The following is a 15,098-nucleotide window of genomic DNA, read 5'->3' as shown; positions in this document are numbered from 1 at the left end:
CATGCCATACGCCGCAGTCAACGGCACCGAGCTTCACTATCGAATCGACGGCGACCGGCACGGCAGCGCGCCGTGGATCGTGCTGTCGAATTCGCTCGGCAGCGATCTGTCCATGTGGACGCCGCAAGTTGCGGCGCTGTCCCGCCAGTTTCGCGTGCTGCGCTACGACACGCGCGGCCACGGCCATTCCGAAGCGCCGAAGGGTCCGTACACGATCGACCAATTGACCGGCGACGTGCTCGGCCTGATGGACACGCTGAAGATCGCCCGCGCGAATTTTTGCGGACTGTCGATGGGCGGCCTGACCGGCGTCGCGTTGGCCGCGCGTCATGCGGACCGGTTCGAACGCGTCGTGCTGTGCAATACGGCGGCGCGCATCGGCTCGCCCGAAGTGTGGGTGCCGCGTGCCGCGCGAGCGCGTAGCGAAGGCATGCGCGCACTCGCCGACGCGGTCTTGCCGCGCTGGTTCACGGCCGAGTACATCGAGCGCGAGCCGGTCGTGCTCGCCATGATCCGCGACGTCTTCGTGCATACCGATAAGGAAGGCTACGCCTCCAATTGCGACGCGATCGACGCGACCGATCTGCGTCCCGAAACCGCCGGCATCAAACTGCCAACCCTGGTGATTAGCGGCACGCACGATCTTGCCGCCACGCCGGCGCAAGGCCGCGAGTTGGCGGCGTCGATTCCGGGCGCGCGTTACGTCGAACTGGACGCCTCGCACATATCCAACATCGAGCAGGTCGACGCGTTCACGAAGACCGTGCTCGAGTTTCTGACGGAGGCGAAATGAACGACGAAGATCGCTACGAAGCGGGACTCGACGTGCGCCGCGCGGTGCTGGGTAGCGCGCACGTCGATCGGTCGCTGGCGAACCGCACGGAGCTGACGGAAGAATTCCAGAACCTGATCACGCGCTACGCGTGGGGCGAAATCTGGACGCGCGAGGGCTTGCCGCGTCATACGCGCAGTTTGCTGACCATCGCGATGATGGTGGCGCTCAACCGCAGCGAAGAGCTGGCCTTGCATCTGCGCGCCGCGAAGAACAATGGCGTGACGCGCGAGCAGATTAAAGAAGTGCTGTTGCAAACCGCGATATATTGCGGCGTGCCGGCGGCTAACTCGGCGTTTCATCTCGCCGATAAACTGTTTCGCGAAGACGACGCGGCGGCCGCTGCGCCTTGACGCTGTACATCGACACGCTGTCAGGCTGTCAAGAAACGAAACGCGCGCCGGTCAAATGGCGCGCGTTTTTTTATGCAGCGCCGCGTTCGCGATCGATCACTGCGGCCGGAGCCGCCGCGCTCGCCGGCAACGCCAGACGCACCGCGCGCAACACCGTGTCTTTGATGACCTCGCGCCAATGCGCGAGCGCAGCCTTGTCCATGAGCGGTTCGCCGAGAAACGCGCCCAATGTGTACTGGTTGGCGTTATAAAAATAGCCGAGCGACGCAATCATGAGATACACGTCGCGCGCGGCGACGTCGGTGCGAAATACCTGTTGCGCCTGACCCGCATCCAATAGCTGTTGCACGACGGAAATCGCGTAGCCCGAAATCTCTTTCAGCTTGAGCGACTTCTTCGCATGCTTGCCTTGATGCAGATTCTCGCTCGACAGCAACGTGACGAACTCGGGATGGTCGAGGTAATACTGCCAGACGAATTCCACCATTTGTTCGAGACCGCGCACGGGATCGTCCAGGTCGAGATGGAGTCGGCTCTCCGCCTCGTTGAACTGCGTGTAGATCGTTTCCAGTACTTCGACGAACAACTGTTCCTTGCTGCCGAAGTAGTAGTAGATCATGCGGTCGTGCGAACGCGCGGCCTTTGAAATACTCTCGATCCGGCCGCTGGCATAGCCTTGCTTCGCGAAGACCTTGATGGCCGCTTTGAGGATCTTGGCGCGCGTGTCTTGCGCCTGCTTCGCACGGATACCGGTAGCGCCCGGCTTGCGGGCGGCAGTGGGACTCATGGCGGTCTCGGCTCTCTTTGTTAGCTCACGTTGAACGGCATGCTACACCCCGATGTCGCGTTGCACCATTGAAGTGAACGGCGTGAAACACGTTGCGCAGACTAATTTGATCGAGTAGATTTCTAACGAGTTTGGTGTAGCGGATACTACACGAATGGTGAGTGACCGCAACATGGAGCGCGGCGAAGCACGCGAAAATGCCTTGAAACAAGGGTTATTCGTCAGCCGGAGCAGGACCGATTGTAATGTCGTCGTATGGAAACCCCGCCATGACAGAACATACGAAGGTCGATTTCGGTGCCGAGCGCGTCGACGGTGAAACCGCGTCGACGCCAGGTCCCACCGTGCTCGAAAAAGCCGCGCCGCGCAGCGAGCGCATGGCGACGAACAAGATCGAGTGCAATGCCTGCCCGGTGCTGTGCCAGATATCCGAGGGCCGCACCGGTGCGTGCGATCGTTATGCGAATGCGCAGGGAAGATTGATTCGCGTCGATCCGGTGGTGTTTCTGTCGCGTGCCGATGCCGCGAGCCTTGATAAAACCAATCCCGCCAATCTCACCGATACCACGATCGAATTTGGTGCAGCGTCTCCCACGCAAGATTCGCTGGCCGACCCGTCGTTGTTCGTCACCGGTATCGGCGCATCTTCCACGTATCCCGACTACAAGCCCGCGCCGTTTATCGTCGCGTCCAAACGCGACGACGTCGATATGATCACCGTCGTCACGGAAGGGATTTTCAGCTATTGCAGCTTCAAGGTAAAGATCGACACCGACCGCTTTCTCGGCCCTGAGCAATCGAACGTGCGTTGCCAGGGGGAGATCGTCGGCCACGTCACGACCGCGGAATACGGCTCGCAAATGCTGAGCCTCGGCGGCGTGCATCACCTGACCGGCGGCAGCAAGAAAGAAGGCCGCGTAACCTGCGACATGATGCTGGCGCTCGGCAACAAGCAAGCGGTGGAATTCACGATCGACGGCGGCGCGAGTCTGGTGATTCGCGCGGGCGCCGCGCCGATCGTGGATGGCGTCGAAGAGCAGCGTATGCGAGTGGGCTGCGGTTCGGCCACCATCGGTATCTTCGCGAAACAGTGGTTCGATCATGTGGATGAAGTCGTGGTGGTCGACGACCACATTACCGGCGTATTGACCGAACATCAGGCAGGCCGCTGTCTCGGCATGGCGCGTTCGGGTCTGAAGATTCGCGGGCGGAAATCGACGCCGGGCCGTTATTTCCAGGTGGCGAATCCCGGTACCGGTTGGGGCGGCACCGACATTCACGATCCGCTGGCAATTGTCGAAGGCTTCGATCCGGCGGTCGCGAAGCCGGGCATGCGTCTGCTGATGGTGTCGACGACCGGCGAACATGCGCAGTGGTACGAACTCGATCACGATCTCGTGCCGCGCATCGCAGCCATGCCGGACGCCGTGCGTCGCACGGTCGAACGGATTGGCGAGAACTGCGAGCCGTCGCTGGCCACCGTGCTGTTTCTCGGCGGCGCGGGCGGCAGTCTGCGCGCGGGCGCGACCGAAAACCCGGTGTTGCTCACGCGCGCGATCAAACAGAAACTCGTCAACGTGACCTGCGGCGGCGCGCCCGCTTACGTGTGGCCGGGCGGCGGCATCACCGTCATGGTGGACGTATCGCGTATGCCCGACCATGCCTTCGGCACGGTGCCGACGCCCGCACTGGTTGCGCCGATCGAGTTCACCATGACGTACGACGCGTATCGTGACCTGGGCGGACATCTCGACGCGGTGCGTTCGCTGGAGAGTGTGCTGGCGAACGGGCCGGACCACACGGAAGGCGCACCGCTCGCGCGCCGCACGCTGGCGAGCAATCCCGACAATCCGTGGCCGCCGGCCATGCCGCCGATGCTCGGCTAACCGGCTCCTGTGACGGACGAAGAAAGCGACCCATGCGACCAGGACGAACGCCATGAACCCCACCCGCACCCGGCTCGATGCGACCCGCTTGCACTGGCAGCACGGGCCGATCGATCTGATCCTCGAGGCCGACGGCGAGCCCGCGGCGCTGCAAGCCGCTTACGACGCGTGCTGGACGCGTTTTGTCGACGTATTGCCGGAACTGGTGGGCGAGTTGACGCTGCTGCGGCAGCCGCTTAAGCACCCGGCGCCGCTGAACGACAAGGGTCCAGAAGGCGCCGTGGCTCGCCGCATGTGGTCCGCGTGCCATCCGCATCGCGCGCGCTACGTGACGCCGATGGCGGCCGTGGCGGGCAGCGTCGCCGACGAATTGATCGCCGCATTTGCACGTCGAGGCATCGCGCGCGCGTATATCAACAACGGTGGCGACATTGCGTTGTATTTGTCCGAAGGGCAGCAATACCGCATCGGTGTATTCGCGGACCTCGCGCAGTTGTCCGGCGCAAGACTCTCGAACGCTCAGACGCTCGACGCCAACCTGACGCTCGACGCCAACCTGACGCTCGACGCCACCCAGCCGATTCGCGGTATCGCGACCAGCGGATGGCGTGGTCGCAGCTTCAGCCTGGGCATCGCCGATAGCGTGACCGTGCTCGCGCGCGACGCGGCCACCGCCGACGCCGCCGCAACCGTCGTCGCCAACGCGGTCAATCTCGACCATGCGGGCATCGTGCGCCGTCCGGCGTCGTCGTTGAAAGACGATAGCGATCTCGGCGACCTGCTCGTGACCGTCGACGTCCCCGCGTTACCGCAACCGTTGATCGATTTCGCGCTGGCGCGCGGCGTCGAAACCGCGCGACGTCTGCGCGAACAGGGCTTGATAGAAGGCGCCGCGCTGTTCCTGCAAGGACGCGTGCGGGTCGCCGGACTTCACGAGGACACACGTACCGGCGCGTTGCTCACCCAGCGCGCTCAGATGAACAAGGAGGCTCCGTGTTCGAAATACGCCGCGTGCTGACGCACGTCGAAGATATTTTTCACGAATTCGGCCCCGCGCCCGCGCAGCCGCTCAGGCGCGGCGCGATTGCCGCGGTGATGACGAATCCCTTCGCCGGCCGTTATGAAGCGACCATCGAGCACGCCATGGAAGCGCTCAAACCAATCGGCTTCGACATGGCGCAACGGCTGCTCGCGGCGATGGCCGTGCCGCATGCGTCGATCGAGGGCTACGGCAAGGGCGCGATTGTCGGCGCGCGCGGCGAACTCGAACATGGCGCGCTGTGGCATGTTCCCGGCGGCTATGCGATGCGCGAGCTGCTGGAGAAAAACGGCGTGCCGACTAACGCGATCGTGCCCTCCACCAAGAAGGTCGGCGCGCCTTCCGCCACGCTTGACGTGCCGCTCACGCACGTCAACGCGAGCTATGTGCGCAGTCATTTCGACGCGATCGAAGTGCGCGTGCCCGGCGCGCCCGCCGCGGACGAACTCGTGTACATCCTCGTGATGAGCACTGGGCAGCGCGTGCATGCGCGCGTCGGCGGGCTTGCGAAAGAAGCGATCGTGGGTAAGGACGGTTTGCGCTGAAGTAACGGCCGGACCCGACGCATCGGCAAAAAACGCCCAGGCAGGCATTGAAAACTCGGAGAGCGAAATGGCAATCAAGCTTCGCAAGCTGGTCGTGCAAGTGGACGAAACACGTATTGAAATGGGCCAGACGATCGATCCACCCACGCGCCGGGCGGTCGCCATGGCGGTGATCGACAATCCGTACGCGGGTCGTTACGAGACCAAACTCGACGCATTGATCGAAGCCGGCGAAGAACTCGGCGCGTTGCTCGGCAACAAGTGCGTCGAGGCACTGGGCATTGCACCGGGCGACGCGCAGAGTTACGGCAAAGCCGCGATCGTGGGCGAGGCGGGCGAACTGGAGCACGCCGCTGCGATCCTGCACCCCAAGCTCGGCGCACCGCTACGCGTGGCGGTCGAGAAGGGCGCGGCGCTGGTGCCGTCGGCGAAAAAAATCGGCACGCTCGGCACCGCGATCGACGTGCCGCTCGGCCACAAAGACGCCGCCTTCGTGCGCAGCCATTTCGACGCGATCGAAGCGCGCGTGTCGGACGCGCCGCGCGCGCACGAGATCGTGGTGGCCGTCGCCGTAACGGCCTCGGGCCGGCCGCTGCCGCGCATTGGCGGCCTGCAGGCGAGCGAGATCAAGGGCGAAGACGGTTTGCGCTGAGTTAGCATTCGGTTATTTGCCGAGGGTCGCGATGCTTTCGAATTTGCTGGTACAGCTGGTCAATGGACTCGCCGACGCGTCGACGCTGTTTCTGGTCGCCGCCGGTTTGTCGTTGATCTTCGGCGTGACGCGCATCGTCAACTTTGCGCACGGCTCGTTCTATATGTTCGGCATTTATGTCGCGTACAGCATCGCGAGCCGTTTCGGCCAGACCACCGGAGGCTTCTGGCTGTCGGTGCTGGCGGCCGCGCTGGTGGTCGCGGTGCTCGGCGCGCTGGTCGAAATGGTCGTGCTGCGGCGGATCTACCAGGCGCCTGAACTGTTCCATCTGCTGGCCACGTTCGCGCTGGTGCTGATCTTTCGCGACGCCGCGTTGTGGCTTTGGGGCCCGGAAGATCTGTTCGGACCGCGTGCCCCGCATCTGGCGGGCGCGGTCGAATTCCTCGGTCATCCGCTGCCGACTTACGACATCGCGTTGATCGTGATCGGACCCGTGGTGTTGCTGCTGCTTTGGTACGCGTTGACGCGCACGCGTTGGGGCACGCTGGTGCGTGCCGCAACCCAGGACCGCGAAATGCTCGGCGCGCTCGGCATCAATCAGGCGTGGCTGTTTACCGGTGTGTTTTTCGTCGGCGCGTTTCTGGCTGGTCTGGGCGGCGCGCTGCAAGGGCCGCGCATGTCGGCGAATCTGTCGCTGGATCTGGAGACGATCGGCAACGCGTTCGTGGTGGTGGTGGTCGGCGGCATGGGGTCGATTCCGGGCGCGTTCGTCGCCGCGTTGATCATTGCGGAGATCAAGGCGTTGTGTATCGGTATCGGGCACGTGACGATCTTCGGCGTCGGCGTGTCGTTGAGCCGCTTCACGCTGGTCGCTGAGTTCGTCGTGATGGCGGCGGTGCTGGTGGTGCGTCCGTGGGGGCTGCTGGGCCGCGCGACGGCCGCGGTGCGTGGCATGGCCGCGCCGGAAACGCCGCTGCGTCCCGCGGGAAAACGTCTCAAATGGCTGGCTGCGCTCGCCTTGCTGGTTCTCGTGCTGGCGCCGCTCGCGGCCAACGCATTCCCCTATATGCCGGTGCTGCTGGTCGAAATTCTGATCGCCGTGCTGTTCGCCACGAGCCTGCATTTCATCATGGGCCCCGGCGGCATGCATTCGTTCGGCCACGCCGCTTACTTCGGACTCGGCGCATACGGCGCCGCGTTGTTCCTCAAGGTGCTGAATCTGCCCATGGAAGCCGCGCTGCTGCTCGGTCCGCTGCTCGCGGTGGGCGGCGCGCTGGTGTTCGGCTGGTTCTGCGTGCGGCTTTCCGGCGTCTATCTCGCGATGCTGACGCTCGCGTTCGCGCAGATCGTCTGGTCGGTCGTGTTCCAGTGGGACGATGTGACCGGTGGCAGCAACGGCGTTCTTGGCTTGTGGCCAGCGAACTGGTTGTCGTCGCCGGTGGCGTTTTATTACCTCACGCTGGTCTGCGCCGTGATTGGCGTGTGGCTGTTGCGCAGGATGCTGTTCTCGCCGCTCGGCTATGCGATGCGTGCGTCGCGCGATTCCGTGCTGCGTGCCGAGGCGATCGGCATCGACGTCAAGCGCGTGCAGTGGGCGGCGTTCGTGATCGCGTCGCTGTTCTGCGGGCTGGCCGGTTCGCTGTATGCCTTCTCCAAAGGGACGATCTCGCCGGAAGTGATCAGTGTCAGCCGTTCGGTGGATGGCCTCGTGATGGTGCTGCTCGGCGGTTTGCAGACGCTGACCGGCCCGATTGTCGGCGCGGCGGTATTTACCTGGCTGCAGGACACCGTGGCGCGCCAGACCGATTATTGGCAGGCGCTGCTGGGCCTCGCGATCCTGCTGCTGGTGATCGCGTTTCCGCAGGGGATCGTCGGCTTTATCCGCGAGCGCTTCGGCGACGACACCGTCGACCACGCCGACAGCCGCGCCGTCGAACCCTCGCAACGCACGGCGGCGATCAAGGAGGGGCTATGAGCTTGCTGCGCGTCTCCGGTCTCTGCAAATCGTTCGGCGGTCTGAAGGCGGTCGACGATGTTTCCTTCGATCTCGAAGCCGGCCAACTGCTGGCTCTGCTCGGCCCGAACGGCGCCGGCAAATCCACCTGCTTCAACATGGTCAACGGCCAGTTGCCGCCTTCTTCCGGATCGATCCGGCTCGACGGCCAGGAACTGGTCGGCATGCGGCCGCGCGACATCTGGCGTCTGGGCGTGGGGCGCACGTTTCAGATTGCCGCGACCTTCAATTCGATGACCGTGCTGGAAAATGTGCAGATGGCGCTGGTCTCGCGCGAGCGCAAGACCTTCGGCCTGTGGAGACCCGCGAGCACGCGCTATGCCGACGAAGCGCTCGCGCTGCTCGACCAGGTCGGCATGGCGGCGGACGCTCAGCGCGCCTGCGGCGTGCTCGCGTATGGCGACGTGAAGCGCGTCGAGCTCGCGATTGCGCTCGCCAACCGTCCCCGGTTGCTGCTGATGGACGAACCCACTGCCGGCATGGCGCCGAAGGAGCGCAACGAGTTGATGGCTCTCACCAAACGCCTCGTCGTCGAACACAAGATCGGCGTGCTGTTCACCGAGCACAGCATGGACGTGGTGTTCGCCTACGCCGACCGCATGATCGTGCTCGCACGCGGCAAGCTGATCGCCGAGGGCGACGCCGACACGATTCGCAACGACACCCGCGTGCAGGAAGTCTATTTCGGCACTGGCAAAACGTTCCAGCCGCGTGCGCCCTTGCATGAAACAGCGGGCGGCCAGGCAGGACAAGGAGCGCTGCAATGAGCGAGCCGATGCTGAAAGTGTCCGGCCTCAACGCGTTCTACGGTCGCGCGCATATCCTGTTCGACGTCGGTATCGAGGTTCGCCGCGGCGAAGTCGTCGCGCTGATGGGTCGCAACGGCGCCGGTAAATCGACCACGATGAAAGCGGTCATGGGGCTGCTGCCGCGTCGCCAGGGGGAGGTCACGTTTCGCGGCCAGAACATCTCCGCGTTGCCGTCGTACAAGATCGCTCGCATGGGCATGGGTTTCGTTCCCGAGGACCGTCGCGTGTTCGCCGATCTGACGGTGATGGAGAACCTGGCCACGGGCCGCCAGCCGCCGCGCGAAGGCGCGCCGCAATGGACGCCGGAAAAACTGTTTCGCCTGTTTCCCAATCTCGGCGAAATGCCGCGCCGTCCGGGCGGTCAGATGAGCGGCGGCGAGCAGCAGATGCTGACCGTGTCGCGCACCCTGATGGGCAATCCGTATCTGGTCTTGCTCGACGAGCCCTCCGAAGGCGTCGCGCCGGTCATCGTCGAACAGATGGCGAACATGATTCTCGAACTCAAGCGCGAAGGGTTGTCGATTCTGTTGTCGGAACAGAACCTGCATTTCGCCGAACTGGTCAGCGACCGCGCATATGTGCTTGAAAAAGGGCAGATCCGTTTTAGCGGCACGATCGGCGAGCTGGCGCAGAACGAGACCGTGAGGCGGGCTTACTTGAGCGTGTGATGCGTGAGTGTGTGATTCCCTCGGCAGTCGTTGCGAAAGGAGAGGCAGATGGCAGCAGAGACGTTGACAGGCTTGTCGGGCAAGGTCGCGGTAACGAACATCGGGCTGTTGCTATCCGGCGACATCGATCGGCCGATTCTCGACGCGGACACGCTGGTGATCGACGACGGCGTGATCGTCGCGATTGGCCGGGAAAAAGACTGCGACCTCGAAGGCGCGCGGACCACCGTCGATTGCAAAGGCACCACGGTCGCGCCGGGCCTGATCGACTCGCACGTGCATCCGGTATTCGGCGACTGGACGCCGCGCCAGAATCAGATGGGCTGGATCGAATCGAATCTCAACGGCGGCGTGACGACCATGATCTCGGCCGGCGAAGTGCATTTGCCCGGCCGCCCGAAAGACATCGTCGGCGTGAAAGCGTTGGCGATCACCGCGCAACGCTCGTTCGAAGGTATGCGCGGCGCGGGTGTCGGCGGCGGCGTCAAGGTCATGGCGGGCGCGCCGGTGATCGAGAAGGGCATGGTCGAAGAAGACTTCAAGGAACTCTCGGAAGCGGGCGTGAAGCTGCTCGGCGAAGTCGGCCTCGGCAGCGTGAAGGGTGGCGAGGAAGCCGCGCAGATGGTCGCGTGGGCACGCAAGTACGGCATTCAAAGCACGATTCATACAGGCGGTCCGTCGATTCCGGGCTCGGGATTGATCGATCGTGACGTGGTGCTCGCGGCCGACGCCGACGTGATCGGCCACGTCAACGGCGGACACACGTCGCTGTCCTACCGGCACGTGTGCGATTTGTGCGAGCAATCGAGCCGCGCACTGGAGATCGTCCACAACGGCAACGAACGGATCGCATTGCTGACCGCGCGTCATGCAATCGAATTGAAGTGTCCGCACCGCATTATTCTCGGCACCGATAGTCCGGCTGGCTCCGGTGTGCAACCGCTCGGCATTCTGCGGATGATCGCGCTGATTTCGAGTCTCGCGGACGTGCCCGCTGAAATCGCCTTCTGCTTCGCGACCGGCAACACCGCGCGGCAGCGCAATCTGCGCCAGGGTTTGATCGAAGTGGGCCGTCCCGCTGATCTGGTGTTCATGGACCGCGCCCAACACACGGCGGCCGACACGCTGCTGGAAAGCGTGCAGCTCGGTGATATTCCCGGCGTCGGCATGGTGATGATGGACGGCTTGATCCGTTGCCGGCGCAGCCGCAACACGCCGCCGGCCACTGAAGTGCCGGTGGTGCTGTGAGCGCGCGCCGCGCCGCCCGGCCCGCACGGTCATGAACCGCCACACGCCGCTGACGCTGCACGTGAACGGCGCGACGCATCTCGTCGCCGCCGCGGTGGACACGCCGTTGTTGTACCTGCTGCGCAACGACCTGGCGCTGAACGGGCCGAAATTCGGCTGCGGTCTCGGTGAATGCGGCGCCTGCACGGTCCTGCTCGACGGCGTGCCGACGCGGGCTTGTGTCACTACCGCGAAGGTCGCGTCAGGCCGCGAAATCACCACGCTCGAAGGACTCGGCACACGGACGGCGCTGCACCCCGTGCAGCAGGCGTTTATCGAAGAACAGGCCGCGCAGTGCGGCTATTGCCTCAACGGCATGATCATGACGGCCAAGGCCTTGCTCGATCGCGATCCGCATCCGGGTGTCGAGACGATTCGCCGCGAACTGTCGCGCAATCTGTGCCGCTGCGGCACGCATGTCGAGATCGTGCGCGCGGTGCAGCGCGCCGCCGAGTTGCTGGCCGCGCAGGCCGCCGCGCAGGCCGCCGCACTGCCCGCCGCGCAATCGGCCGTGCATGAGGGCGTACGCACGTGACCGGACCGGACTTCAGCGTCGATCGACGCGCCCCGCCGCCTTCGCGCCAGCAGTTGTATGACGCGCGCAGTGTGCTGATCGTCGCGCGGCCGCCGCTGGCGCCGGTGAAGGCGGCCATCGGTCAGCCGGGTTCGCGTTCGTCGTTCGTGCCCACCCAGGCGCATATGTTCGTCGTGGTGCGCGACGACGGCAGCGTCGTCGCGTTTAACGGGCACGTGGACCTGGGCACCGGCATCGGTACGGCGCTCGCGCAGATCGTGGCGGAAGAACTGGATGTGCCGTTGACGCGCGTGTCGATCGTGCTCGGTCATACGGGCGAAGCGCCGAATCAGGGGCCGACGATTGCCAGCGCCACGATTCAGATTTCCGCCGTGCCGTTGCGGCAGGCGGCGGCGCAGGCGCGGCACTATCTGTTGAAAGAAGCGGCCGAACGTTTGAACGTCGACGCGGCGCAGCTCGATGTGCGCGACGGCGTGGTCTTTCAGCGCGGTGACGACGCCAGAGCAAAAGGCTGCGTGAGCTACGCCGACCTGGTCGTCGGCAAACGCGTCGAGCTGCAACTTGCCACCGACGTGTCGTTGAAATCCCCCGACGCCTACAGGATCGTCGGCAAGAGCACACCGCGCGTCGATATTCCCGCGAAGGCCACTGGCGAATTGAGTTTCGTGCATGACGTGCGTCTGCCGGGCATGTTGCACGGCCGAGTGGTGCGTCCGCCGTATGCGGGCATCGCGCAGGGCGACTTCATGGGCAATAGCCTGCTGCGGGTCGACGAGCAGTCGCTCGGCGATTTGCCGGGCATCGTCAAGGTGGTGGTGATTCGCGACTTCGTCGGCATCGTGGCGGAGCGCGAGGAAGTCGCGCAGCAAGCGGTGAAGCGGCTCGACGTGCGCTGGAAAGCCGTGGAAGGCTTGCCGCCGCTCGACACCAGCGAGCAGGTGGAAGCCGCGCTGCGCGCGAATCCGGCCAAACGGCGCGATCTGGTGATTGAAGGCGATGTGGATGGCGCACTCGCGCAAGACCCGGCTCGCGTGCTGGAACGCACCTATGTCTGGCCGTTTCAGATGCATGCATCGATTGGTCCGTCGTGCGCGGTGGCCGACTATCGCGAGGGCGCGCTGAAGGTGTGGTCGGGCACGCAGAATCCGCATTCGCTGCGTGCCGATCTCGCGTTGCTGATGGCCATGGACGAAGCGCACATCGAGATCGTGCGCATGGAGGCGGCCGGTTGCTACGGCCGTAATTGCGCGGACGACGTCGCCGCCGACGCGGCCTTGCTCTCGCGCGCCACCGGCAGTCCGGTGCGCGTGCAACTATCGCGCGAAGACGAGCATGCGTGGGAGCCGAAGGGCGCCGCGCAATTGATGGATGTGCGCGGCGCGCTGGACGCGCAGGGCGAATTGGCGGCGTACGACTTCGCGACGCGTTATCCGTCGAACGACGCGCCCACGTTGGCGCTGCTGCTGACCGGCACGATCTCCGCGCAGCCGCAGGTGTTCGAAATGGGCGACCGCACGGCCGTGCCGCCGTACGACTATCGCGCCATGCGGATTGTCTGCGACGACATGGCGCCGATCGTACGCGCGTCGTGGCTACGCGGTGTGTCCGCGTTGCCGAATACGTTCGCGCATGAGTCTTTTATCGACGAACTCGCGGAGCAGGCGGGCGTCGATCCGGTCGCGTTCCGGTTGCAGCATCTCACCGATCCGCGCGCGATCGATCTGGTCAAAGCGGTGGCCGAAAAAGCGGCTTGGGAACCGCGCAACGGGTCTGAAAACCCCGCTGAAAATACGGCAACCCAGCAGCAAGGCGACATCGCCCGAGGCCGCGGTTTCGCTTACGCCCGCTACGTGCACAGCAAATTCCCCGGCTTCGGCGCGGCGTGGTCCGCGTGGGTCGCCGACATCGAAGTCAATCGCAAGAGCGGCGAACTCGCGGTGACGCGCGTGGTGGTCGGCCAGGATACCGGCACGATGGTCAATCCGGACGGCGTGCGGCATCAGATCCACGGCAACGTGATCCAGGCGACCAGCCGTGCGTTGAAAGAACGCGTGACGTTCGGCGAGAACGCGGTGACGAGCCAGGAGTGGGGCGCATATCCGATTCTGACGTTTCGTGAAGTGCCGGTGATCGACGTGGTGATGATGCCGCGTCACGGCGAGCCGCCGATGGGCGCGGGCGAATCCGCGTCGCTGCCCGGCGCGGCGGCGATTGCCAACGCGCTGTACGACGCGACGGGCGTGCGCTTTCGCCGGCCGCCGTTCACGCCCGAGACGATCCGCGCGGCGCTCGCCGATGCGCAAGCCGAAGCCGCCCGCGCGCGCAAGAAAAAGCGCTGGCGGCTGGGCTTTCTCGGCGCATTCGCGGCGGGCGCGGCTGGCTGGCTCGGCGCGTTGTCGCTCGTGCCGTCCGCCATTGCACCGATCGCGCCGCCGCTCGCGAGCGCGTTCGCGCCCGAACTCGTGGCGCGCGGCAAACTGCTTGCCGCGCTCGGCAATTGCGCGGTGTGCCACACCGCGCACAACGGCGTGCCGAATGCCGGCGGCAAACCGCTCGATACGCCGTTCGGCACGGTCTACAGCACCAACCTCACGCCCGACGGTCAGACGGGGATCGGCAACTGGTCGCTGGAGGCGTTCGTGCGCGCGATGCGGCAAGGCATCAGCGGCGACGGTCACCGGCTCTATCCGGTGTTTCCGTACACCTCGTTCCAGAACACCTCCGACGACGATCTCAAAGCGCTTTACGCTTACCTGATGGCACAAACGCCGGTCCGCTCGCGTCCGCCGGAAACGAAACTGCCGTATCCGTTCAGCGTGCGTCCGCTCATGAGCGCATGGAACGCGTTGTTTCTCGGTCGCACGACTCTCACCGCGAGCGCGACGCAAAGCGCGCAATGGAATCGCGGCGCGTATCTCGTCAACGGACTCGGCCATTGCAGCGCCTGTCATACGCCGCGTAACGCATTCGGCGCCGAGAAAAGCGGCGCTGCGTTCATGGGCGGCGGTATCGCCGAAGGTTGGGAAGCGCCCGCGCTATCGACGCTCTCGAACGCGCCGGTGCCGTGGAGCGAAGACGAGTTGTTCAGCTATTTGCGCTACGGTCATGCGCCGCTGCACGGTGTCGCGGCGGGGCCGATGGCGCCGGTCGTCGGCGATCTGGCGGCGCTGCCCGACAGCGATATTCGCGCGATGGCCACCTACCTGGCGTCGCTCAATCCGTTGGAACCGAACGCCGATCCGGGCGCGCTGGCGCGTCAATACGAACAGGCCAGCGCGATCACCGGCGCGCCCGTGGGGCTGGGCGCACGGCTCTTCGACGGCGCCTGCGCCGCGTGCCATCACAGCGGCAGCGGCCCGCAACTGTTCGGCGCGCATCCTTCGCTTGCGCTTAACACGAATCTGCACAGCGCAACGCCTGATAATCTGATTCGCGTGATTCTCGACGGCATCGGCTCGCCTGCACGGCCCGAACTCGGTACGATGCCGGCTTACCGCGACAGTTTCAACGACGCCCAGGTGGCCGACCTCGTGTCGTATCTGCGGCAGCAATTCGCCGGTGGCAAACCGGCCTGGCAGGACCTGACGACGAGCGTCGCACGCATTCGCGCGACGCCGCCGGTCGAGTGAATGCCTGCTCGATGCCGGCTTGAACGATTGATAACAACGACCCGTATTCCCGCAATCCTTTT

13 protein-coding genes are annotated in these 15,098 nt (G+C 64.8%); 12 read left to right on the top strand and 1 reads right to left on the bottom strand.

What is annotated here, in order from left to right; translation table 11 throughout:
* Position 1 precedes the first annotated feature (1 nt).
* Entirely contained in the window at positions 2-793 is a 792-nt protein-coding gene (gene pcaD / locus BX591_RS10645) for a 3-oxoadipate enol-lactonase (RefSeq protein ID WP_111930994.1), read from the top strand.
* Positions 790-1,185, top strand: a complete 396-nt coding sequence (pcaC, locus tag BX591_RS10640; RefSeq protein ID WP_111930992.1) for a 4-carboxymuconolactone decarboxylase — start codon at positions 790-792, stop codon at positions 1,183-1,185. Before pcaD ends, pcaC begins: the two co-directional genes overlap by 4 nt.
* A 70-nt stretch (positions 1,186-1,255) precedes the next feature.
* On the opposite strand, the gene BX591_RS10635 is transcribed toward pcaC, so the two are convergent.
* Entirely contained in the window at positions 1,256-1,972 is a 717-nt protein-coding gene (locus tag BX591_RS10635) for a TetR/AcrR family transcriptional regulator (RefSeq protein ID WP_111930990.1), read from the bottom strand.
* 269 nt (positions 1,973-2,241) lie between these two features.
* Between BX591_RS10635 and BX591_RS10630 the strand changes: the two genes are divergently transcribed.
* The 10 genes from BX591_RS10630 (at position 2,242) to BX591_RS10585 (ending at position 15,036) form a co-directional block, all read left to right on the top strand.
* A complete protein-coding gene (locus tag BX591_RS10630) occupies positions 2,242-3,858 on the top strand; it encodes a 6-hydroxynicotinate reductase (RefSeq protein ID WP_111930988.1) in 1,617 nt (538 codons plus the stop codon).
* Between the two features lie 52 nt (positions 3,859-3,910).
* On the top strand, positions 3,911-4,876 hold the full coding sequence (locus tag BX591_RS10625; RefSeq protein ID WP_111930986.1) for a UPF0280 family protein: 966 nt from the start codon (positions 3,911-3,913) through the stop codon (positions 4,874-4,876).
* Positions 4,852-5,442, top strand: coding sequence for an amino acid synthesis family protein (locus tag BX591_RS10620; RefSeq protein WP_111930984.1), 591 nt, complete (start codon positions 4,852-4,854; stop codon positions 5,440-5,442). The genes BX591_RS10625 and BX591_RS10620 overlap by 25 nt, the downstream gene beginning before the upstream one ends.
* A gap of 67 nt (positions 5,443-5,509) precedes the next feature.
* On the top strand, positions 5,510-6,094 hold the full coding sequence (locus BX591_RS10615) for an amino acid synthesis family protein (RefSeq protein ID WP_111930982.1): 585 nt from the start codon (positions 5,510-5,512) through the stop codon (positions 6,092-6,094).
* A 31-nt stretch (positions 6,095-6,125) separates the two neighbouring features.
* Positions 6,126-8,069, top strand: a complete 1,944-nt coding sequence (locus BX591_RS10610; protein WP_111930980.1) for an ABC transporter permease — start codon at positions 6,126-6,128, stop codon at positions 8,067-8,069.
* Positions 8,066-8,875, top strand: coding sequence for an ABC transporter ATP-binding protein (locus BX591_RS10605; RefSeq protein ID WP_111930978.1), 810 nt, complete (start codon positions 8,066-8,068; stop codon positions 8,873-8,875). Before BX591_RS10610 ends, BX591_RS10605 begins: the two co-directional genes overlap by 4 nt.
* Complete coding sequence (locus BX591_RS10600) at positions 8,872-9,585, top strand: ABC transporter ATP-binding protein (protein WP_111930976.1); 714 nt, start codon at positions 8,872-8,874, stop codon at positions 9,583-9,585. The genes BX591_RS10605 and BX591_RS10600 overlap by 4 nt, the downstream gene beginning before the upstream one ends.
* Positions 9,586-9,633: 48 nt before the next feature.
* Positions 9,634-10,833 (top strand): amidohydrolase family protein, encoded by a 1,200-nt coding sequence (locus BX591_RS10595; protein WP_111930974.1) that lies wholly within the window; start codon positions 9,634-9,636, stop codon positions 10,831-10,833.
* Between the two features lie 31 nt (positions 10,834-10,864).
* On the top strand, positions 10,865-11,407 hold the full coding sequence (locus BX591_RS10590) for a (2Fe-2S)-binding protein (protein ID WP_111930972.1): 543 nt from the start codon (positions 10,865-10,867) through the stop codon (positions 11,405-11,407).
* Positions 11,404-15,036 carry a molybdopterin cofactor-binding domain-containing protein gene (locus BX591_RS10585; protein ID WP_111930970.1) on the top strand — a complete coding sequence of 1,211 codons (3,633 nt, stop codon included), beginning with the start codon at positions 11,404-11,406 and terminating at the stop codon, positions 15,034-15,036. The genes BX591_RS10590 and BX591_RS10585 overlap by 4 nt, the downstream gene beginning before the upstream one ends.
* Positions 15,037-15,098: the final 62 nt, after the last annotated feature.

This window comes from Paraburkholderia bryophila (genome assembly GCF_003269035.1).
GTDB lineage: Bacteria > Pseudomonadota > Gammaproteobacteria > Burkholderiales > Burkholderiaceae > Paraburkholderia > Paraburkholderia bryophila.
The sequence above is the reverse complement of the archived record's forward strand: the minus strand, read 5'-3'. Positions and strand labels throughout refer to the sequence as shown.

What these genes read in the sequence shown, in the direction of transcription:
- BX591_RS10610 (WP_111930980.1), top strand. Translation starts at nt 6,126, where the DNA reads ATGCTTTCGAATTTGCTGGTACAGCTGGTCAATGGACTCGCCGACGCG.
- BX591_RS10615 (WP_111930982.1), top strand. Translation starts at nt 5,510, where the DNA reads ATGGCAATCAAGCTTCGCAAGCTGGTCGTGCAAGTGGACGAAACACGT.
- BX591_RS10600 (WP_111930976.1), top strand. Translation starts at nt 8,872, where the DNA reads ATGAGCGAGCCGATGCTGAAAGTGTCCGGCCTCAACGCGTTCTACGGT.
- pcaD (WP_111930994.1), top strand. Translation starts at nt 2, where the DNA reads ATGCCATACGCCGCAGTCAACGGCACCGAGCTTCACTATCGAATCGAC.
- BX591_RS10625 (WP_111930986.1), top strand. Translation starts at nt 3,911, where the DNA reads ATGAACCCCACCCGCACCCGGCTCGATGCGACCCGCTTGCACTGGCAG.
- BX591_RS10590 (WP_111930972.1), top strand. Translation starts at nt 10,865, where the DNA reads ATGAACCGCCACACGCCGCTGACGCTGCACGTGAACGGCGCGACGCAT.
- pcaC (WP_111930992.1), top strand. Translation starts at nt 790, where the DNA reads ATGAACGACGAAGATCGCTACGAAGCGGGACTCGACGTGCGCCGCGCG.
- BX591_RS10630 (WP_111930988.1), top strand. Translation starts at nt 2,242, where the DNA reads ATGACAGAACATACGAAGGTCGATTTCGGTGCCGAGCGCGTCGACGGT.
- BX591_RS10595 (WP_111930974.1), top strand. Translation starts at nt 9,634, where the DNA reads ATGGCAGCAGAGACGTTGACAGGCTTGTCGGGCAAGGTCGCGGTAACG.
- BX591_RS10605 (WP_111930978.1), top strand. Translation starts at nt 8,066, where the DNA reads ATGAGCTTGCTGCGCGTCTCCGGTCTCTGCAAATCGTTCGGCGGTCTG.
- BX591_RS10635 (WP_111930990.1), bottom strand. Translation starts at nt 1,972, where the DNA reads ATGAGTCCCACTGCCGCCCGCAAGCCGGGCGCTACCGGTATCCGTGCG.